At 67.3% G+C, this 21373-nt stretch carries 18 protein-coding genes and 1 pseudogene; 10 read left to right on the plus strand and 9 right to left on the minus strand.

The window, feature by feature from the left end; translation table 11 throughout:
* Positions 1 to 142: 142 nt before the first annotated feature.
* Complete coding sequence (locus ABD705_RS14950) at positions 143 to 1165, minus strand: CgnE/CgnB domain-containing protein (RefSeq protein ID WP_344785010.1); 1023 nt, start codon at positions 1163 to 1165, stop codon at positions 143 to 145.
* 614 nt (positions 1166 to 1779) lie between these two features.
* Here ABD705_RS14950 and ABD705_RS14955 point away from each other — a divergent pair.
* The 10 genes from ABD705_RS14955 (at position 1780) to ABD705_RS15000 (ending at position 12721) form a co-directional block, all read left to right on the plus strand.
* Positions 1780 to 2217, plus strand: coding sequence for a hypothetical protein (locus tag ABD705_RS14955; RefSeq protein WP_344785012.1), 438 nt, complete (start codon positions 1780 to 1782; stop codon positions 2215 to 2217).
* A gap of 35 nt (positions 2218 to 2252) precedes the next feature.
* Entirely contained in the window at positions 2253 to 2687 is a 435-nt protein-coding gene (locus tag ABD705_RS14960; protein ID WP_344785014.1) for a helix-turn-helix transcriptional regulator, read from the plus strand.
* Positions 2688 to 2690: 3 nt separating this feature from the next.
* Entirely contained in the window at positions 2691 to 3146 is a 456-nt protein-coding gene (locus ABD705_RS14965) for a hypothetical protein (RefSeq protein WP_344785016.1), read from the plus strand.
* 59 nt (positions 3147 to 3205) lie between these two features.
* Positions 3206 to 4336 carry a hypothetical protein gene (locus ABD705_RS14970; RefSeq protein WP_344785018.1) on the plus strand — a complete coding sequence of 377 codons (1131 nt, stop codon included), beginning with the start codon at positions 3206 to 3208 and terminating at the stop codon, positions 4334 to 4336.
* Between the two features lie 151 nt (positions 4337 to 4487).
* On the plus strand, positions 4488 to 5351 hold the full coding sequence (locus tag ABD705_RS14975; protein WP_344785020.1) for an ABC transporter substrate-binding protein: 864 nt from the start codon (positions 4488 to 4490) through the stop codon (positions 5349 to 5351).
* Between the two features lie 198 nt (positions 5352 to 5549).
* The gene (locus ABD705_RS14980) at positions 5550 to 5966 is read left to right on the plus strand and encodes a hypothetical protein (RefSeq protein WP_344785022.1); all 417 of its coding nucleotides are present in this window, start codon (positions 5550 to 5552) and stop codon (positions 5964 to 5966) included.
* 149 nt (positions 5967 to 6115) lie between these two features.
* Positions 6116 to 7561 carry a DUF3375 domain-containing protein gene (locus ABD705_RS14985; RefSeq protein WP_344785024.1) on the plus strand — a complete coding sequence of 482 codons (1446 nt, stop codon included), beginning with the start codon at positions 6116 to 6118 and terminating at the stop codon, positions 7559 to 7561.
* Positions 7558 to 8178 (plus strand): DUF4194 domain-containing protein, encoded by a 621-nt coding sequence (locus tag ABD705_RS14990; protein ID WP_344785026.1) that lies wholly within the window; start codon positions 7558 to 7560, stop codon positions 8176 to 8178. Before ABD705_RS14985 ends, ABD705_RS14990 begins: the two co-directional genes overlap by 4 nt.
* The gene (locus ABD705_RS14995; RefSeq protein WP_344785028.1) at positions 8178 to 11573 is read left to right on the plus strand and encodes an ATP-binding protein; all 3396 of its coding nucleotides are present in this window, start codon (positions 8178 to 8180) and stop codon (positions 11571 to 11573) included. The genes ABD705_RS14990 and ABD705_RS14995 overlap by 1 nt, the downstream gene beginning before the upstream one ends.
* Positions 11570 to 12721, plus strand: a complete 1152-nt coding sequence (locus ABD705_RS15000) for a Wadjet anti-phage system protein JetD domain-containing protein (RefSeq protein ID WP_344785030.1) — start codon at positions 11570 to 11572, stop codon at positions 12719 to 12721. Before ABD705_RS14995 ends, ABD705_RS15000 begins: the two co-directional genes overlap by 4 nt.
* Positions 12722 to 13016: 295 nt before the next feature.
* Here ABD705_RS15000 and ABD705_RS15005 read toward each other — a convergent pair.
* From ABD705_RS15005 to ABD705_RS15040, 8 genes and pseudogenes are all read right to left on the minus strand, one after another.
* Positions 13017 to 13415: pseudogene (locus ABD705_RS15005) on the minus strand (ABC transporter permease subunit); the annotation flags it as partial.
* Entirely contained in the window at positions 13370 to 13777 is a 408-nt protein-coding gene (locus tag ABD705_RS15010) for a hypothetical protein (protein ID WP_344785042.1), read from the minus strand. The gene ABD705_RS15010 and the pseudogene ABD705_RS15005, both read right to left, overlap by 46 nt.
* 153 nt (positions 13778 to 13930) lie before the next feature.
* Entirely contained in the window at positions 13931 to 14203 is a 273-nt protein-coding gene (locus ABD705_RS15015; protein WP_344785032.1) for a hypothetical protein, read from the minus strand.
* A 50-nt stretch (positions 14204 to 14253) separates the two neighbouring features.
* Positions 14254 to 14529 (minus strand): hypothetical protein, encoded by a 276-nt coding sequence (locus ABD705_RS15020; protein WP_344785034.1) that lies wholly within the window; start codon positions 14527 to 14529, stop codon positions 14254 to 14256.
* Positions 14530 to 14875: 346 nt separating this feature from the next.
* Positions 14876 to 16249, minus strand: a complete 1374-nt coding sequence (locus ABD705_RS15025) for an MFS transporter (RefSeq protein WP_344785036.1) — start codon at positions 16247 to 16249, stop codon at positions 14876 to 14878.
* Positions 16246 to 17793, minus strand: a complete 1548-nt coding sequence (locus ABD705_RS15030; protein WP_344785037.1) for an alpha-N-arabinofuranosidase — start codon at positions 17791 to 17793, stop codon at positions 16246 to 16248. Before ABD705_RS15030 ends, ABD705_RS15025 begins: the two co-directional genes overlap by 4 nt.
* A 1266-nt stretch (positions 17794 to 19059) precedes the next feature.
* On the minus strand, positions 19060 to 20073 hold the full coding sequence (locus tag ABD705_RS15035; protein WP_344785038.1) for a LacI family DNA-binding transcriptional regulator: 1014 nt from the start codon (positions 20071 to 20073) through the stop codon (positions 19060 to 19062).
* An 82-nt stretch (positions 20074 to 20155) separates the two neighbouring features.
* Entirely contained in the window at positions 20156 to 21295 is a 1140-nt protein-coding gene (locus tag ABD705_RS15040; RefSeq protein WP_344785040.1) for an amidohydrolase, read from the minus strand.
* Between the last annotated feature and the right edge of the window lie 78 nt (positions 21296 to 21373).

Here is a 21373-nt window from a genome sequence, read left to right on the forward strand (position 1 = left end):
TCCAGACCCGAATATGAAATGTCTCCTCTAACGGATCGAGTTTCTATGTTCCAGGTCAGGCTTCGCCTCAGCCATTGCCTGTACTCGCGGAGCAGGCGCTCTGTTCTGAGTGGGTCTAGCGCTTGGCACTTCGGGGGCGGTGTCATACGAATCTGACGCCAGTCGCTATTAGGTTGCAGCCGCGTGCGCAGCAATCACCGGCGACGTCCTGGTCACGGACGAGCGGTGGATGCGTAATCCCGTCGCCGAGGGCCGGGTTGGTTAGGTCGATAGTACAGTCGCCGTCCACCAATACCGTGCCTCCGGCTGCTACGAGGTCCAAGTGGATAGTTGCGTCATATGGGACGATCGTTTCCGGTTGATTTGGCGTACCGAAGCCGAGATGAATCCCGGGTGCGCGCTCGTTCGTGTGAGAGTTTAGGGAAGTAAAGCCGCGGACGCCGTAGTTGGTTCCGAACCCCAGTTCGCCCACACGGTCCACATTTGCGCGTCTCAGGCAGTCGGCGACGAATTGGTGAATAACGGGGTTAGACGTCTGATACCCGATTATACGGGAATTCTCGATCTCGACCTCAATGGGATTATCCGTTAGCGATGAAGGCAAACGATGCGTAACGTTGACACGCATCGCTCCGTCAGCGACGAAGCGACCTGAGATCGTTTCAGCGTATGTAGCGACCTCGCCGGCAGGCAAGATAACAAACGACCCGGGCCGCACGCTTCCTCGGTTGCTGATCCATTGATACTTGGGGTCAAGTAACACCGAAAGATCGGTGCCGGCATTCGTCCGGATTCGCAGTTCATGGCTTCCCATGAGCGACTTTAAGTATGCGGCATTCCGGGCTGTGATCCCCGCGGGACGAGCTTCGAACGCAGTCGCGAACGTGTGGTCATCTATACTGATGATTCGATAGATCTCGACATGTGAACCATAGGCATCATATAGATCGGCCAACTGGTCGCTGTGGGACAGTGCATCGTCCTCGAGCGTGAGGACTATGATCCTGTTGCTCTCGGGAGCGGCCCCTACTGCCCTGGCGAGATACTCTTCGAAGTGTGGGTCGTGATAAGGCAGGAAGCCAAACAGAGAACGGGAGACTTCGGAAGGTAGTAGGAGGTCAACGAGTGCTGCCTTCTCTCGTCCGCTCCGGGTGTAAGCGATCACGCAGTGGCCCGATCCCTGCTCCGGCAGCCGACGGCATCGTCAGTCGTTTGTCGACCGCGGCGGACGTCAAGAGCATGAGACAGCCCAAGAAGAATGACGACATAAGCACCAAGAAGACAGCGTGGTACCAGCCGGCGACGTTGAAATGTCCGGGCGAGGGCAGGGTCCAATTCAAGTTGACATCCGGGTCGGTCAGCCACGCCCTCTGCACGAGGAGGCCGCCAATGGTCCCAGCTCCGCAGCCGGTCATCCCGGCAACCCAATCGCGGCTTGCTCGCTTCGCGCTCGCGATTGCAAATATTAGAGCCATGCCCGCGAGGGGCAGGAGCACCGCATCTCCCCACGTAGCCGAACGATAACTGTATAGCCCGCGGAGAGCGTGATCGTAGGGGACGGACATGTATAGGATGCTCATCGCGCCGAAACCGGCGGCCAGAATCAAGACCGCTGCTGCTGCGCCATAGATGAGCGCTCTAGCCTTCACGAGCATGAACGCTAGCAGTTGTGTCGTGAGACGCATCGGTGACGGTCTCGGAGCGGATGTCTTGTGACCTCTGGGCGGCGACTGAGAGCGCAACGGTCTCGGTGTCCGACGTGTTGGCTATGATCCACACATGCAGCTCCGGAATCGACCTCCAGGCCGAAGTTCCCGTTGCTGCGAGCCTGTCGATCCGCCGCGTCAGTGGTTCGACTACGTCGATCTCACCCATCCGTCGGTTCGTGCGCTCGATGCGTGGCTGAGCGATCTACCGCCGTTCGCGCGGGCAATCGCGCTCGGCGAGATTGATGAACTCTTCGAAGCCGCAGCTGCCGGCAAACTTGAGGACAGCGGAGATGAGAAGACGCCGATCCTGCCGATCGTCAGCGATCCCGCGATCTACGAGCTGCGGCTGAAGCATCTGGCCCGACAGCTCCGCTTCTACCACGGAGAACCTCCGCACCGCCCTGATCTCCTGGTGAAGTTGCATCGCCACATCAAGACTGGCAAGCAGTCTCAGCAAGCGGAGATCGAGCACGCGATCACCCGCTACCACGCTGGCCAGAAACCTTGACACAACCTTGAGGTTGTGTGGATAAGATGGAGCTCATGTCTGACACGACCGATCTGACCGTTGTCCGCGCTCGTGCGAAGGTCCTGGCCCGGCGAGACCGTGAGATGCGGTCCTCCCTGGTGGAGCTTCGTCGAAGCGCCGGGCTGACGCAGAAGGATGTCGCCGAGCGCATGGGATGCACCCAGCAGGCGGTGCAGAAGCTCGAACGTTATGACGCCGACCCCAAGCTGTCGACGCTCCGCCGGTACATCAACGCCGTAGGCGCTCTGGTCGATCACGAGGTCGAGGTGGATCGTGGGCAGTCGCTCCACTATGAGGATACGACGCGTTGGCGGGGCTCGTCCGCCGTCCGCACGGAGCGCATCAGTGTGGCTCCTTCGACCGATCGCCGTGTTGAACCGGCGACCACGAGCGCGGGCAGCGACTGGATGGCCAACGCGAAGCGCACCGACTTCGCCCTCGTGGGCTGAGGCATGAGCGCCGTTCCGACCGATGCTGACCGCGCCGAGATCGTCGACCTGGTGCAGCGTTCTCAGTTGCGCGGGATCGAGTTCCACGAAGTAAGCGTGCGACGCTTGGAAGTCAATAAGCAGTCCGAGGAGAGCACCGAGTCGGTCGAGATCAGTCTGACCGTGCAGCACCGTCGCGACAGCGACTCCTTCGGCGTTCTGTTCTCTTGTACGGCGCTCCCGTACAAGGGGGAGATCTCCGTTGCCGTCGCTGCCGAATACGACATGACGGATGGCGAGACCCCGGGTGAGAGAACGGTCAAAGCCTTCGCGAACGAGGTCGCCGTGATGACGCTGTTCCCGTACGTGCGTGAGGCCGTCTCAACCGGCTCGGTACGTGTGTTTGGGAAGCCGGTGACCCTTCCCGTGCTGGAGCGCGGGCAAGTCGCGTTCGATCTTGACGAGGACGCGAGCGAGTAGGACGGCTGAGATACGGGTCGCACGGATCCCGCACTGACGAGAGCGAGAGGCAGCGGCACATGTCACAGTCTGCGCGAGCGCGTGAGATTGCGCGTCGTCTCGGGGTTGCCGACCATCCGAGCCGCGAGCACCTTGCGGAAGCTGTCGCGCTGTTCGCGCCGCAAGGCTGGGCAATGTGCGGCAACTGGCACTTTGAGGGCACGCTGAGAGTCTTGCGTTCCGTCGGCGACGGGCTCGAAGGAGCCGCGCTTGACGAGGCCATCGCCGATGTCTGGAACGACGAGAACGGCACGTGGCTGAAGTTCGCTGCGGCCCCGATGCGGCGGTGGTCGAACATGCACCAGCCGTTCAAGCAGATCATCTGGGACCGGGTCGCCATGATCGAGAAAGCCATCAATCATCACTTCGCCGGCGCCTTTGAGGCCTCGATCTCCATCCTGTTGTCCCAGATCGACGGTCTGAGCTTCGACCTGACCGGCAAGTCGTTCTTCTCCAAAAGCAACGATGACCCCTTCCTCGACGACGCAACGATCGCCGGCATGCAGGCCAACCTCCCCGTGGTTCGAGCGCTCTTCTCCAAGGACGTGAGACCGACCGGTCACTATGGCGCGGTCTCGCGTCACGGCGTCCTCCACGGACGCGACCTCGGCTACGCGACGCGGGTGAACTCCACGAAGACGATCGTGTTGGTGGCGGCCCTCGCGGAGTACTTCCCGACCATCGCCGACAACGCCGCAGTACAGCAGCGACGAGAACACGAAGCGGCTGTAGCTGGTTCAACTGAGGTCGACGAGCGCGGGCGGCTGGTCGACGACCGCGATATCCCCGAACTACTGAACTTCGCGTACGAAGTGAACGGCGAATACCTCAACGCCCTCGTGCTGGTTCCCGGCCCGTTCGATGCCGAGCGCACGTTGGTTGCGCTGGCCCGCAAGCGCGGCCTTGATCCCACAGCGTTTACCGTGGCAGAGGACGACACGGGCTGGCGGTGGCATTACACGGTTCCCGCCGGTCGTACGCTCGGCTACGCCGCTCGCCCCAGCACGCACAGCGAACGGCGCCACCCTGACGTGTGGCGATGGGATCACGCCACCAAACCACAAGCGCTCCCTTGGGTGGACGAGACAGGCTGGCGATCCGACGATGACGCCCCGCAGCCCGCGAACTGGGAGCCAAAGTTCGTCGTATAGGCGCGGGCCAAGGATGCCCCGATACAATCAGCGCCTGAATATCGCTGAGTCGACGCCCTCCAGCAGCTTCCCGGCGTCGACCTTTAGCGCCTCGGCAATGCGCACGGCGGTCCAAGACTCAGGCGCGCCCGCTCCGAACTCGTCGCCGCGGATGTGCAATGAGTTGATCCGACAGCGCGCTCGAGGTAGGTCGGTATCCACGCCAGATGACCTGCAGCATCTCCCGCGAGGTGCCTTATCTGGGGGATGCACGCAGTCGCCGATGCAGCTCGATGCCTTTCCGACGTACGTCGAAGAGGGTCGGGCATTCGGTGAGATGCTCGCCGCCTCGGGCACGCACAAGGTCGCGGTGCTGTCGCAGAACGACGACTACGGCAAGGACTATCTGACCGGCTTCACCGAGGCCGTCGAAGACGCCCCGAACGTCACGATCACGAAGATGCTCACGTACGAGGTGCCCGACATCTCGCTCGACGGGCAGATCACCGAGCTTGCCGCGACCGGCGCCGACGTCATCTTCAATGCCGTGTCGCAGCCGCACCTGACCGTCTCGGCGATGAGGAAGGCGCAGTCGCTGAACTGGCTGCCCAGCTGGTTCCTGCCGTCGAACACGTCGGGCGTCACGCCGATCCTGAAGCCCGCCGGGGCCGACGTGTTCCCGAACGTGTACACGATCGGGTACCACAAGACCCCCGACGACCCCGCGTACGCGAACGACGCCGACGTCAAGACGTTCCTCGCCGACCTCGCCGCATACACGAAGCAGCCCGCGGTGCCGGAGTTTCCGCACTGCATGTGGGGATACATGGCCGCGTCGATCCTCGACAAGACGTTCCAGCAGATGACCGAGCCCACGCGCGAGGAGTTCATGACGCAGCTGCCGTCGATCCAGGGCTACCAGACCCCGCTCATGCTGGCGGGCGCCGAGGTCGACACGACCATCGATGGCGAACCGGCGATCTCGTCGGTGATCCTCGAACGGTTCAACGGCACCGGATACCAGCCGATCGACTGAGAGGGGATGCCGCGGCCCGAGTACCCGGTCAGGCCGCGGCATCCGACCCCTTCTGTGCCGCACCCGATGACATCATGAGGGAGTGTGCCGTTCGCCGGGCGATCTCGGGCTGCTTGCGGGAGAAGCCGAGCACCCAGACCGATCCGGCGTATCGTGCTGATCGTGGCGTCGAATGGACGCGACGGCGAGGAGAAGAGTATGGGCATGCGACTGCGCGATGTTCCGACGAGGCTTGCGACCGGGGCGTACATCCTGCACTCCGGCATCACGAAACTGAAGGCGGGGCCCGAGCTGGCCGCGGGCCTGCACGCCTCGGCGGCGGGCGCCTACCCCGTGCTGAAAGACATCCCCCCGCAGAAGTTCGTGCGTGCGCTCGCCGTCACCGAGATCGCCGTCGGGTCGCTCCTGCTGGCGCCGTTCATCCCCACCGCGGTCGCCGCCGTCGTGCTCACGGGGTTCTCGTCGGGGCTCGTCGGGATGTACCTGCGCACGCCCGCGTTGCGCAAGCCCGGCAGCATCTGGCCGAGCCAGGCCGGCACGGCCATCAGCAAGGACAGCTGGATGCTGGGAATCGGCCTCGGCATGCTGATCGGCGCCGCCGAGCGCCGACGGTAGCCGACCCCAGGGGTCAGCGCGGCCGACGCCGACCGCCGCTTCGCCGCCGGTGACCGTTCGCCGCTGTGCGGCATCGCGATCAGGCCGGAAACCCGTGCCGCTGAGGTCGATTCGGCGGTGTCCCTGCCAGCTTCTACCCTTGAGACAGCATGGACCTGGACGAACTCGATCGGCTGTGGGAGCGGCATCCCGCCTGGCGTGTGCTGCGCGCGCACAACGCCCCGCTGATCCTGTCCTTCCTCGGGCGGCAGTTCATCGACGACAACCGCGGTGCCGTGCCGCTCGGCGCGCTGGTCTCGGCTCTCGATGACGAGCTGTTCGCGATCCACCGGGTGAGCCCCGAGCGCTACGCGCAAGGCGCCGCGGCCTACATCGACGACTGGTCCGATCCGAAGGCGGGGTTGCTGCGGCGATTCTATCCGGCCGGATCCGAAGAGGTTCACGTCGAGGCCACGCCCGCGCTGGAGAAGGCGTATCGCTGGGTCGAAGGCCTGCGCACCCGTTCGTTCGTGGGGACCGAATCGCGGCTGCAAACCCTCGTCGACCTGCTGCGCCAGATCGTGCACGGCTCCGAGACCGACCCGGCCGAGCGCATCGCCGAGCTCGAACGTCGCCGCGACCGAGTTGAGAGAGAACTGGCCGAGGCGCGCGAGGGCCGGTTCGCCGTGCTCGACGACACCGCGCTGCGGGAGAGGTATCAGCAGTTCGCGTCGACCGCCCGTGAGCTGCTCGGCGACTTCCGCGAGGTCGAAGACAACTTCCGCGCGCTCGACCGGTCGGCGCGCGAGAAGATCGCCGGGTGGGAGGGCGGCAAGGGTGCCCTGCTCGAAGAACTCGTCACCAGTCGCACCGACATCGCCTCGTCGGATCAGGGCCGCAGCTTTCAGGCGTTCTATGACTTCCTGCTCTCCGAGGGCAGGCAGGACGAACTGTCCGACCTGCTTGACGCCGTGCAGGGGATGCCGCAGCTGCACGGCGACCGTCCGCACGAGGGGCGTCGCATCCGGCGGGTGCACTACGACTGGGCCGACGCCGCCGAGCGCACGCAGCAGACCGTGCGGGGACTGTCCGAGCAGCTGCGCCGGTTCCTCGACGACCAGGTGTGGGTCGAGAACCGTCGGGTGCTCGAGCTCGTGCGGGCGGTCGAGGCATCCGCGCTCGCCGCCCGCGACCAGCCGCCGATCGACCTCGGGCTGCAGGTCGACGAACCGGGCCTGCCGATCGCGCTCGTCTTCGAGCGCCCGCTCTACGACCCGCAGCCCGATGTCGTGGTCGACAGCATGCCCGCGCCGCAGGACGCCCTCGAACTCGAACTCGACGGCCTGTTCGCGCAGCACTTCGTCGATTCCGCGCGGCTGGCCGGCAACATCCGGGCCGTCGTACCGCCGCGTGCGACCGTGGCGCTCGACGAGATCGTGGCGCTCTACCCGATCGAGGAGGGGGTGGCCGAGATCCTCGGCTACCTGTCGCTGGGCGACGACGACCTGGCGGTAGCGGTCGTCGACGACGCCGGGGAAATGACCCTCGACTACATCGACGCGGGGGGAACACCGCGCCGGGTGAGGATGCCGCAGGTGACGGTGACACGACGATGAGAAGCCCCGACGAACAGGCCGTGGCCGCCGCGATCATCTCGCTGATGCGCGAGGTGGTCTACCGCGACGTGCCGGCGCACGAACCGGTGTGGGAGGCGCTAGCCCGTCAGCGCGCGCCGATCGCCGACCACTTCGCCGACATCGGCGTCGACGTGATCGTCGACGAGACCGAGGGATACGCGTACCTGCGCACACGCGAGCCCGAAGAGGGCGAGCAAGAGCTGCCCCGCCTCGTCCGCCGTCGGAGCCTGACCTACAACGTCAGCTTGCTGCTCGTGCTCCTGCGCCGGCGCATGGTCGAGTTCGAGGCATCCGGCGAGGCGGGCAAGCTCGTGCTCACCCGCGACCAGATCGTCGATCTGCTGCGCGTGTTCCAGGCGTCGTCGACGAACGAGGCGCGTGTGGTCGAGCAGGCGGACCGCACGATCGCGCAGGTCGCCGACCTCGGATTCCTGCGCGAGCTGCGCGGTCAGCGCGGTGCGTGGGAGGTGCGCCGCATCCTGAAGGCCTACGTCGACGCGCAGACCCTGTCGGACTTCGCCGCCCGCCTGACCGCCTACGCCGGTGGAGCGGCTGCCGAGGACGCGGCATCCACTCCCGACGACGGAGGCGACTGATGATTGACGCGCTGTTCTCGGCCCTGGAGGTCGACGGTGCGGCCCCGGTCGCCACCGGGTACCGGCTGAGCCGTGTCGAGGTCTACAACTGGGGCACGTTCGACAAGAGTGTGTGGTCGGTGCAGCCGGACGGGCAGACGGCGCTTCTTACCGGCGATATCGGCAGCGGGAAGTCCACGCTCGTCGACGCGATCACCACGTTGCTGCTGCCCGCGCACCGCATCGCCTACAACAAGGCCGCGGGCGCCGAGGCGAAGGAGCGGACCCTCCGCAGCTACGTCGAGGGGCACTACAAGTCCGAACGCAACGAGGCCACCGGTGCCTCGCGGCCGGTCGGGCTGCGCGACCACACGTCGTACTCGGTGATCCTCGGCCGCTTCACGAACATCGGCTACGGCGAGACCGTCACGATTGCGCAGGTGTTCCACCAGAAGGACCGCAGCGGCGGGCAGCCCGAGCGGTTCTTCGTGACCGCCGCGGTGCCGCTGTCGATCGACCCCGACTTCAGCCGGTTCGGCAGCGACCTGAAGGCGCTGCGCGCGCAGCTGCGGGGTCGTGGCGCTGACATCGACAACACGTTCCCCGAGTACCACCGGCGGCTGCGGCGGCTGCTGGGCATTCCGTCCGAGCAGGCGATGGACCTGTTCCACCAGACCGTGTCGATGAAGTCGGTCGGCAACCTGAACGACTTCGTGCGCGACCACATGCTCGAACCCGTCGACGCGCAAGACCGCGTGCGGGCGATCGTCGACCACTTCGACAACCTCGTCACCGCGCACGAAGCCGTGCGCACGGCGACCGACCAGCTCGCCGTCCTCGGCCCGCTCGTGGCCGCCGCCGACCGGTACGATCTGGCGGCGACGCGCCACGGCGAGCTGGCCGACGAACGCTCGGCGGTGGTGCCGTTCATCGCCGAACGCGTGCGCGACCTCGCCGCCGAGGGCATCGCCGGCGCCGAGGCGCAGCTCGAAGCCGCCGAGGCCCGCAAGGGCGAGGTCTCCGGCGCGCGCGAGGCGCTCGTGCCCGAACGCGATCGGCTCGTGCTCGAGCGCGCCGGCGTCGGTGGCGATCGGCTCGGGGCCCTGGAGCACGAGATCCCGCAGGCACGCGCGGTGCGAGACGAACGCGCCGAGCGGTTCCGCGCGTACAGCGCCCAGCTCGACGCGCTGGGTCTCGACGCCGTCGACACCGAGGTCGACTTCCGCGCCCGCGCCGACGCCGTCACGGCGCTGCGTGCCCGCCTCGACCAGGACCGGGCACAGCTGCGCGCCCGGCAGGAGCCGCTGTTCGACCGGCGTGCCGAACTGCGGCATGCCCGGCGTGCCGTCGCCGACGAACTCGAGTCGCTGGCCACCCGCCGCAACAGCCTGCCCGCCGACCTCGACCGGGTGCGGCGCACCCTGTGCGAACACCTCGACCTCGACGAGGCCGACGTGCCGTTCGTCGCCGAGCTGCTCGACGTGCGCGACGAGTTCGCCCCCTGGCGGGGCGTCGCCGAACGCGTGCTGCGCGGATTCGCGCTGTCGCTGCTCGTGCCCCAGCGGCTGTACCCGCAGGTGTCGGAGTGGGTCAACGACAACCGGCTCAACGCGCACCTCGTCTATCTGCGGGTCGCCGATCGGCGCGTGCGCACGATCCCGACGGCGCACGAGGGCCCGCGGCTGGCCGACGCGGTCACCGTCGAAGCGGGGCCGTTCGAGGAGTTCCTGCGCGGCGAACTCGACCGCCGCGGCGACCACGTGCTGGCCTCCTCCGTCGCCCAGCTGCAGCACGAAGACCGGGCGGTGACGGTGCAGGGCCTGATCCGTGACCGCGACCGGCACGAGAAGGACGACCGCCGCGCCGTCACCGACCCGCGCTCGTGGGTGCTCGGCCGCGGCAGCGAAGAGAAGCTCGCCGCGCTGCAGAGTGAGCTCGAAGGCCACGATACGGCGCTCGCCGAGATCGAGACGGCCCTGACCTCGATCGACGCCGAGGCGTCGGCGCTCGCCGGGCGCGGGCAGGCGCTGTCCGCCCTCGAGCAGTACCCGGCATGGCCGGCGCTCGACGTCACGACCGCGGCGGCCCAGCTCGCGACCCTCGAAGACGAACGGCGTGCGCTCGTGGCCGGCTCCAGCCGACTGTCGGCGATCGACGAGCAGCTCGCGGGGTTGGATGCCGAAGACGCCCGGCTCCGATCGGAGTACGACGACCTGGTCGGCCGCATCGGGGCGCTGCGCACCACCCGCGATGGCCTCGACGCCCGGCGCCGTCGCGAGCAGGAGACCCTCGCGACGCTGGACGACGGCATCCTGACCCGGGCCCGCGCGCTGTATCCGAGCCTGTCCGAGCGCGCCGGACGCAAGGACCTGCGCACGATCGACGGGTGCGACCGGCTCGGGCAGACGCTCATCACGGGCCTGAACAGCGGGATCGACGCCGCCCAGCGCGAGATGAACGGCTACACCACCAGCATCCAGCAGCAGATGGGCGAGTTCCTGCGGCGCTGGCCGGCGCTGCGTGACGAGATGGATGCCGACATCCGGGCGATCGGGGACTTCCGGGCGCTGCACGAACGGGTGCAGCGCGACGACCTGCCGCGGTTCGAGAGTGAGTTCCGCCACCAGCTGAACACGAACGCGATGCGAGAGCTGGTCGGCTTCAGCGCGTGGCTGCGCAAGCAGGCCGATGAGATCCGGGTGCGCATCGACACGATAAACGAGGCGCTGCAGGCGATCGACTACAACCCCGGTCGCATCATCGTGCTCGTGACCGAACCGACCGTCAACCACGAGGTGCGGCAGTTCCGTTCCGACCTGCGCGATGCCACGACCGACACGCTGTCGACCGACGGCGGCGACCCCGAGGCGCAGTTCGAGCGCATCCGAGCGCTCATCGAACGGTTCAAGGGGCGCCCCGGGCACGCCGACGGCGACAAGGTCTGGACCCGGCGGGTCACCGACGTGCGCACGTGGTTCACGTTCGCCGCCAGCGAGCAGGACCGCGCCACGGGCCAGGAGTTCGAGCACTACACCGACAGTGACGGCAAGTCGGGCGGGCAGAAGGAGAAGCTCGCCTACACGATCCTGGCGGCGTCGCTCGCATACCAGTTCAAGCTGCAATGGGGGTCGGCCGCGTCGCGCGACTTCCGGTTCGTGGTCATCGACGAGGCCTTCGGGAGAGGATCGGATGCCTCGACCCGGTACGCGCTGGAACTTTTCGCCAAGCTCGGCCTGCAGCTGTTGATCGTGACCCCGCTGCAGAAGGTGCACGTGATCGAACCGTACGTGAGCGCGATCGGGTTCGTCGACAACCCCACGGGTGCGGCGTCGCGCGTGCAGACCCTCACGATCGAGGAGTTCCGCGAGTCCCGGTCGCTGAGCGAGCCCGCGCGCAGCGCGACCGACCCGCGATGACCGACCCGAACCGCTGGACCACGCCCGACGGCATCCGCACCGCTGTCCGCCGGCGCTGGACCGACGGCACGCTGCTGCGCGCATATGCGCTCGGTGAGCCGTTCCCGACCATCGATGTGCCGCTGCGGCATCCCGTCGCCGGCGACCTTGCCGAGCACTTCGACCCAGCGCGCCGGTGGGTCGAGGCGATCGTGCGCGGCGCGCGCGACGGCCGTGCGTACGACGTGCAGCGCGGCCGCATCGGCGGGCGCGTGTCTGGTGCGACCGAGGTGCCGACGCGCGCGATCCTCTCGAGCTTCGCGCAGGCCTGGCAGCTGCTCGGCGTGGCATCCGACGCCGACGCGTTTGCGGCGGTCGTCGACGCAGCCGCCGCAGCGCCGGCCGCCCGCGCCTGGGCGCTCACCAGGCCGCTGGTCGCCGCAGCGCTCGCCGAACACTGGTCCGCAGTGCTCGCCGCCCACGGCTGGCTCGACGCACACCGCGGCTCGGGTCGGTACCTCCGCCAGATCGACGCGCCCGGCGTCGACACCAAGTTCGTCGAGCGACATCGCGGACCGCTGGCCGAGATGCTCGGGGTCTCGGCCACGTCGAGCGGGTTCATCCGCGACCTGGGACTTTCAGCCAAGCCCGCGACGGTGCGGCTGCGGTTCGATCCGGCGGTGCTCGGGCTGCCGCCGGGGCTGACCGAGGCATCCTTCCGCACCGACGAGCTCGCAGAGCTGCGTGCCCGCCCGACCAGTGCGCTCATCGTCGAGAACGAGGTCACGTACCTGAGCGTGCCCGTGCCGCCCGGCGGCGTCGTGCTGTGGGGGCGCGGCTATGACGCCGACCAGCCGGCGTCGCTGGGCTGGCTCGCCGATGTGCCCGTGCGGTACTGGGGTGACCTCGACACCCATGGCTTCGGCATCCTGAACCGGGTGCGCGCCCACCTGCCGCACGCCGTGTCGGTGCTCATGGATCGCGAGACCCTGCTGGCCCACCGCGACCGCTGGGGCCACGAGCCGTCGCCCACCGACGCCGGGCTGACAAGATTGGATGCCGCGGAGCGGGCCCTCTACGAAGACCTGGTCACCGACAGGTTCGGCGCGGGGGTGCGGCTCGAGCAGGAGCGCATCGACTGGGACTGGGCACAGCTGCGCCTCGCGTAGCCGCCGCGCGTATTCGCCGCGCGTAGCCGGCGCGCGCTCCCGGCGGGCGGGAATTTCGGCCGCCGCACCGTCTCTGCGGGGCACTCACGTTCTGAATCGCTGGGCGACTCAGAACGTGAATGGGCCGTGTGATGACCGCGGCCCGCCCTTCGGCGCTCCTGGAGAAGACGATGTCCTTATCCCCAGGAGCGCCGAAGGGCGCGGCGACGCGGACTGCCGCTCAGCGCCCGCCGCGGCGGACGGCCCGCCGCACGGCGTCAGCGCGCCCGACCGGCGTCAGCGCGCCCGCCCGGCGTCAGCGCGCCCGCTCGCCGCGGCGCTTGTTGATCACGTCGAACGCGACGGCGGCCAGCAGCACGAGGCCCTTGATGAACTCCTGCCATTCGGTGCCCACGCCCATGATGGTCATGCCGTTGTTGAGCACGCCGATGATCAGGCCGCCGATGATCGCGCCGCCGATGGTGCCGATCCCGCCGCTGACGGCGGCACCGCCGATGAACACGGCCGCGATCGCGTCGAGCTCGAAGCCGTTGCCGGCGCTGGGGCCGGCGAGGTTCAGCTGCGCGGTGAAGACCAGGCCCGCCAGGGCCGAGAGCACGCCGATGTTCACGAACAGCAGGAAGCTCACCCGGTCGGTCTTCGCGCCGCTCAGCTGCGCGGCGCGCTTGTTGCCGCCGATCGCGTACAGGTGTCGGCGCGGCCGCGCCCGCGGCCGTTGCCGTGGTCGGTGCCCATCACCTCTTGCGTACACGCGGCAATCGCGCAGCCGATGAGTGCGGCGTGCATCCAGACGGTGTTGATCAACCGGTTCGCGGAGGGCAGGTGTCGCAGCGCGGCACAGTGTTTGGCGTTCTTGTTCAACGCTTTGATGTCGGTGCGGTGCCGGTACCAGTGCTCGGTCTCGGCGAGGCGCAGCCCGCGTTTCTCGTCGGGTGAGCCGTCGGGGTCGGTGAGGTCGATATCGGGAAGGAGACGGAGTACCCGGACACCGCGTCGATCTTCCCCTTCAGGGCGGGGTGAGCTGGCTGGCGGGGAGGGTGCAACGCTTGTGGGCACGGGCAGTGGGGATCTTCTCCACCGGGATCCGGGTACGGCGGGCGATGCAGCCAATCCCCGCGTCCTTGGGTCAGTACCCGGGGAGGTAGTCGGTGATCGCGACCCGGGTGTGCTCCATCCCGATCGCCGGCACCAGGCGTCGTCTGAGGCGTGTTACGCGGCGATCATCAACGGGCGGGTGCGTTTCGCGCCGATCACGAACGACACCCCACGGGCCAGGCACGCTTTCGCGATGTCGGCGGCGAAGTACCCGGTTCCCATTGGGCGCGGATGCGCTGGACCCCGTCGGGCCGGCGCGGTGATCGTGGCATCAGGGATATCGACCATGTTCGCGCAGGGATCCTCGGTGCCACCTCTCAACTCGACGGTCAGCGGCACTCCGGCCTCAGCCCAGTGCGCGATGTGCGAGCCCAGCGTGAGCAGCACCGGTATACGCGTGCGCGGCGCCGTCCTTGGTACGCCCGTAGGCCTCGACATCAGTGGCGTCCCCGTCGATCGTGACCTCCCGCAGCAGCACGCCTTGTCGGACCGCCGGCAACCGGGACACCCATTGCGGTGTTGATCGTCTTCATCTCGCGGGGGATCCCGGCCGGGTGCGTCTCGGTGAACCGTTTCGCGTTCCCAGCCCAGGCCGTCGACGGCGGTGTGGGCATCGGCTCCAGCATCTGCCCGGCGGTGTCGGCGCGGCGTCGATCGAGCCCGACCATGAAGTCTTCCCCGGCCAACTGCGCCGACACCATCGACATCAGCACCTCAGCAGTAGTCGGGCCCGCTTTCGTTGCTTGATCTGCCCGATCGCCTCATCCAGCGGTGCAGTGATCCCGCGGACCAGATTCAGCTCTTGGACCGCTTCCACCCCCGCGGCGGGTGTCAACCGGCGATCGGGCACCCCGATCCGTACCCGGCGTGCCCGCTCCCGACGCTTGTTCCGACCCCGTATCGTTGCCACCGAAAGGGTGCCTTCCCGACTCGACGGCAATTGACTTCGTAATCACCATCGTCCCAGGTCACAAAGCACTTTGTCGCATCATCGAGCGGCGCGTCACCCCACTACTCGCGGGCCCGGGCCTGATGTCGTTTTGTCGATATCCGGCACTCTCACGCGCTCCGGCGCTCGGCGAGTTCCCTGATTATCCCGGGCAACTGTCTGTCGAGCCGGTACCCCAGCAGGAGCAGGATCTGCACGACGAATCCGGCCGCAGGCACAACGATGAACGCGACGAAGATGGACGCATCGGCAGATGACGACTGCGCGGCGAGCGTGCCGTCATAACCACCGAGCGACAGGATGATCCCCATCAAGGCGGTGCCGAGGCCGATTCCCACCTTCTGCGCGAAGGACCCTCCGGCATAGAGGATCCCTTCAGCTCGGGTGCCGGTGCGCCACTCGCCGTATTCGATGGTGTCGGGGAAGAACGCCCAGACCACTCCGAGCATGCCGACCTGTCCCAAACCCTTGACGACCTGTGAGAGGGCCACGATCGTCACGCTGTCGGGGGCGATGAATGTGATCGCAAGACCGATGATGCTCAGGATGCTGCTGACGATCACGACGTTCCGCTTGCCGAACCTCCGCAACAGCGGCGCAAGGAAGAGGAAGCCCACCATGATCGGGATGATGAACGCCCACGTCAGTGGCGAGACGAGGTTCTCGTCGCCGAGAATCCACTTCGCATAATAGACGAGCGCGCCTTGGTTGAGGGCATACCCGATGCTGAAGACCAGGAAGAACAGGAACGCGAGGATCCAGTACTTATTGCGAAACGCGCTTGCCAGCCCCCGCAGCAATGGCACCCTGACGGCCGCCCCGGCATGGAAGCTCTTCTCGCGCTGCGAGGCAAAGGTTACCCACAGTAGCAGGGTCGACAGTGCCGAGAGAATGGCGTATGTCGCAACCCACGCGCCCTGACCGCCGCCGAAGGCGTCCACCATCGGGAGGGTGGCGCTCGTCACGATAAGAATGCCGATCTGTGCGAGGAACATCCGGAAGATGTTCAGCACCTCCCGCTCGTGGGTGTCTCCACTGATCAGGGTATTGAGCGTACCGTAGGGAATGGCGATCGCCGAGAACGCGATCATGAGCAGGTTGTACGAGACGAACGCGTAGATGAACTTCACCGTGTCGCTCGCGTCGGGAACAGCGAACACGAGCGTGGAGCAGATCGCAAAAGGGATAGCCCCGAACAGCAGCCACGGCCGCGCCTTGCCCCATCGGGACCGCGTGCGGTCGACGAGGGCGCCCACGGCCACATCTACGAATCCGTCGAAGATCCGCGAGACCGCGATGAGCGTCCCCACGACGGCGGCACTGATGCCCACGACGTCGGTGTAGAAGAACACGATGAACATCCCGAGGGACGCCCAGGTGAGGTTAATGGCGAGATCGCCCACACCGAAGCCGACGCGGGCTCCCAGCGACAGGCGCGGTGCGTCGACAGGCTCGGCTGCGTGATCGCGGGTGGTGTCGGTCATGTCAAGGCCCCGTCTCGGTCGAAGGTAAGGATGTTCCAGGAGGCGGCAGGCAGCGTCACCCGGTTACCGGTGGATGGTGTCAGCGCGGTGGTGCCTATAGCGTCCGGCTCGTCCCAGGTGTTGCGTACCGACAGATCGTCGCCGGTAATGGTGCGATGCTCGCGAAGGTGAATCGTCCCGAGGCTGCTGAAGTCCAGTTCAAGTTCGGTCGACTCGCTAAGATCGCAGTTCAGCGCGAAGACAGTGATCGTGTCATCGTCGCCCAGGACGACGGCCGCATGCACGATCGGCAGCTGCTGATCGCCCACCGTGTACGTGTCGCCGTCCACTACAGTCTGTATGACCGTCCCGCGGCCGCGCGTGGTCAACTGCTCAAGCGGATAGTAGGTGGTCTGCTTAAGCAGCCCCTTCACTGGATCCGTGGTGATCGGCGCGATCACATTAACCAGCTGCGCGAGGCACGAGATGGCGACCGTGTCGACGTTATTAAGGATCGTGATCCCCAGCCCACCGAACGTGAGCGCATCGAGAAGGCTGTACTGCTCCTGAAGGATCGCGGGTGCCTCCTCCCACGGCTGTGCAGAGGTCATCTCGAACGTTGTCTTGCCGAGCAGGTCGTCCAGGCTGTCCATCTTGATGTCCTGAAAGTTCCAGACGTTCCACTCGTCCAGGCAGATCGGGATCGGCGGACAGTCCTCGTTCTTGGCCCGCACAAAGTCGACGGCGGCGGCGGCGTTCTTGATGTGACGATCGAGGTCGGCATATGAGGCCAGGAACGCGGAGTCTCCCTGGCCAGAGTTCATCGTGTAGTAGTGGGTCGAGACGAAGTCGACGTATGGGTACAGCTCACCGAGGACGATGCGGTCCCAGTCGAGGTATTCCGGGAGCATGTGGTATGACGATCCGCACGCGATCAGCTTGATGTCCTTGTCGACCCAGCGCATCATCTTCGCCGCCTCGCGAGCCTTGCCCGCGTACTCGGCGGCAGACATATGACCCGCCTGCCACGACCCCTCCATCTCGTTGCCGAGACACCAGTACGTCACGTTGTACGGTTCCTCCCGCCCGTTGGCGCGGCGCAGATCGCTCCAGTATGTGCCGCCGGGGTGGTTGCAGTACTCGACGAGTTCGGCCGCATCCTTGATGGTCCCCGTGCCGAGGTTCACCGCCAGCATCGGCTCGACGCCGGTGCGTTCGGCCCACTGCAGGAACTCGTCCACACCGAAGCGGTTGGACTCGATGCTCGACCAGGCGAAGTCCATGCGTCGCGGGCGATCCGAGACGGGGCCGATGCCGTCTTTCCAGTCGTAGTTCGACACGAAGTTGCCGCCGGGATATCGGACGAGGCCGAGGCCGAGACCGCGGACGGCGTCCTGTACGTCGGTTCGGAATCCAAGATCGTCGGAGTGGGGACTGTCGGGGTCGTACAGTCCGCCGTAGATGCAGCGACCGAGATGCTCGGTGAACGAACTCCAGAGCCGATCGTCCGTCCGGCCGATCTGGAACCATCCGTTCGCATGCAGTGTGGCGCGCTTGGTCGTCATTGATCTCTCCACCTTGGGTGTGCTAGTTCCAGTGATGTTACCGGTATCATTTCGGGAGCACAAGTCCGCGATCAGTTCTTCGCCGACGCGCCGGGCTCCTCGCTTAGGGCTTGCCGATCATTTGGTCGGCGTGTCGCGTTTGGCGAAGTCAGCTCGGGCCGCGGCTCCGGCGTTGCCCACCGATCCGATCCCTCGAGCCGCTTCCCGCACCCAGCGTGCCCGTTTCCGAGAACGGGCGCGGGGAATTCTTCACCGTGAGTGGGTACTCATTCTCATCAAGTCTGGCGTGGGCGCTGAGCCCGGTGGTCGTGGTCATGGTAGTGACGGCGATCGTGTTCACGACGACGTCCGTAGCTCGCCAGTGGTCGGCCACGACGGCTCATCGAGATGTGGGAGATGTCAATCTCCTGGAAGCGTAGAGACATCACTTAGGTGGAGGTGGAGAACGATGGGAAAGCATCGGAAGTTCGATGAGGACTTCAAGACGGGCGCTGTGTGGATCGTCGAGGAGACGGGTAAGCCGATCGCGTAGGTGGCGCGGAACTTTGGGTCGAACGACGGGACGTCGGGCGACTGGGTGGCCCGGGCACGACGGGCGCGGGAGAGCGGGGACGCGGCGCTGTCCGAGTCGGAGGGGGCGGCGCTGTCTCGGCTGCGGAAGGAGAACACCTACCAGACCAGCCAATTTACCGGTGAGTCCTTGGCGAGGCGGCTGTGAGGACGCGCGATTCAGGAGCACTGGCTCTCCCGTGATCCTTTCAACGGTGGTCACTCGTTGAGCGACCAGGATGATGCCGTCCACTCCCTGACCGGTGTGGTGGTTCAGCACGGCATCGACGGATGCGTCGACGGCGGCATCCGCGTACGCCGTGGCGATCCACCGGTTCTGACCCGAATCCGCGAGCAGTCGGTTTTGGGGCCTGATTCTGGGTGGTCGGGTTCGGGTCTGCGCGATTTGCGGTGGTGGGGGTGGGCGATGACGTCCTGTCGCGGCGTTGGGCGGAGGTTCCGGCCTCGGAGGGTATTCGGATCGTGGGCGGGGCAGGTGATTGTCGGGTTCAGCCGTTGGGACCGGGAGTGCCTGCAGCCGTAGCAGCACGAGGTCCAGCAGGTGCCCGCCGGATGGGAGCTGCAGCCAGCATTGCCGGTCAGCCGCGCCGGGGTGCGGATGACCTCACGGCGGGACCGGGTGCCAAGGGGTGGTGGTGGTGACGTCGGGGCGGATGCGAGGGCGGTGGCGCGGTGGTCACGGCGGCGGCGCGGTGGTCACGAGGGCGGTGGGGCAGTCGAGGCACGCACGACCAGCTGCGGCACGAGCGGCGCGGGGGCGCCGGCCTTCTCGGGGGCGGCCAGCCGGGCCAGCACCCGGTCGACGGCGCGACGGCCGCTCTCGGCGAAGTCCTGCCGCAGCGTGGTCAGCGGGGGCGCGTAGTGCGCGCTCTCGGGGGTGTCGTCGAAGCCGACGACGCTGATGTCGGCGGGGACCCGCTTGCCGTGCTCGCGCGCCGCGTGCATGAATCCGAGCGCTATCTGGTCGTTCGCGCAGAACACCGCCGTGAACGGGTCGCCGGCCAGCAGCCGCGTGCCTGCTGTGAAGCCCGACTGGGCGCTCCAGTCGCTGGATTCGACGGCGATCGGGTCGAGGCCTTCGGCGGCCAGTGCGTCGACGAACCCGCTGCGGCGCGCCGCCGCCTCCGACCAGTCGGACGGGCCGGCGATCAGCGCGATGCGCGTGTGGCCGATCCCCAGCAGGTGCCGCGCGGCTTCGGCGGCGGCCGCGGACTGCTCGGTGAACGCCGCAGCCTCGCCCGACCCGTGCATGGTCACGACCGGAACCCCCGGGCGCGCGGCAGCCACGGCTTCGCGCGTCTGCGCTCCCGGTCCGATGATGATCAGGCCCGCGGCATCCTGGCTCAGCAGGTGGGCGAGCGCTTCGCGCACGCTGTCGGCGTCACCCGGGTCGACACCCGCGATCGTCACCGAGTAGCCGACGGCGCGCCCGGCCAGCTCGATCGCGTTTATCGTGCTGCTCGGTCCGTACAGCAGGCCGCCGGTGGCGTCGAGCACGCCGAGCAGCTGGGTGTGCCCCCGGGCGAGTGCGCGCGCCGTGCGGCTGGGGCGGAAATCGAGCGCGTCGATGGCGGCGAGGACCCGGTCGCGCGTCGCGGCACTGACGTTGTCGGAATCGTTCAGCACGCGCGAGACCGTCATGTGCGAAACGCCGGCGCGCTGGGCGACGTCTCTGATGCTCGGCTGGTTCGTGCTGCGGGCGGGGGCCATGTTCCGATTATGTTGCACCGGCGCGGCGGGCGCCGTGCGCGGGCGCCGGGCGCCGGGCGCCGTGCACCATGCACCCTGCAGCTCAGGCGAGGAACTCGCGGGCGGCGCCGACCAGCGCCGTGACCCCGACCTCGATCGTCGGGTGGATAAGCGGAGCGAAGAACGGCGAGTGGTTCGTCGGGATGTCGGCCTCGACGGTGCCGCTGTTCACCGCCGCAGCGTAGGTCGCGGCATCCACTCCGCCCCAGAGCCAGAACACGAGCGGCGCGCCGGCATCGCGAGCGAACCACGACACGTCTTCGCTGCCGGTGACCATGCCGGGGTCGACGACGTTCTGCTCGCCGAGCGCGCGCTGCAGCGCCGCGGTGACGCGGGCGGTGGCCTCGGCGTCGTTGATCGTCGGGGGCAGGCTGTGGTCGGTGTGGAATTCGGGCTCGCGCTCGGCGCCGGATGCCGTGGCCTCGGCGCGCACTATGCGCTCGACGCTGCCGAGCACGTGCTCGCGCATCGCGTCGTCGGCGTAGCGCAGGCTGAGCTCGAGCGTCGCCTTGTCGGCGATGATGTTGTTCTTCAGGCCCGCATGGATCGATCCGACGGTGACCACGGCGACCTTCTGCGGGTCGACTTCGCGAGAGGTGATCGTCTGCAGCCGCATGATGGTGGCCGCCGCCATCACGACCGGGTCGATCGTCGATTCGGGCCGTGAGCCGTGGCCCCCGCGGCCGTGCAGCGTGACGGTCAGGCCGTCAGCACCCGCCATCTGCGTGCCCGCTCGCACGCCGATCATGCCCGCCGGCAGCGGAGCGACGTGCTGGCCGAGCACGACATCCGGCGTGGGGTAGCGCTCGAGCAGGCCGGTGTCGAGCATCGAACGGGCGCCCGTTCCGTACTCCTCGGCAGGTTGGATCACCACCACGACGGTGCCCGACCACTCGCTGCGCGTGGCGACGAGCTGCTCGACGGCGCCGATCATCGCGGTCACGTGCATGTCGTGCCCGCACGCGTGCATGATCGGCACCGTGGTACCGGCGGGATCGACGCCGGTCGCGGTGCTCGCATAGGCGAGGCCGGTCTGCTCTTCGACGGGCAGTGCGTCCATGTCGGCGCGCAGCCACACGACCGGGCCGTCGCTCTCGCCGTCGGTGTTGCGCAACAGCGCGACCACGCCGGTCACCCCGACGCCCTCTTCGACCTCGAGGCAAAAGTGGCAGGACTCAATCACCGAGGCGGCTCAGCGTGCACGGCGGGTCGGTACGCGATCCGTGAACTTGTCGGGGGTCAATCCCGTTGCCGTTCGCAC

It is taken from the genome of Microbacterium kribbense (assembly GCF_039537285.1).
Taxonomy (GTDB): domain Bacteria; phylum Actinomycetota; class Actinomycetes; order Actinomycetales; family Microbacteriaceae; genus Microbacterium; species Microbacterium kribbense.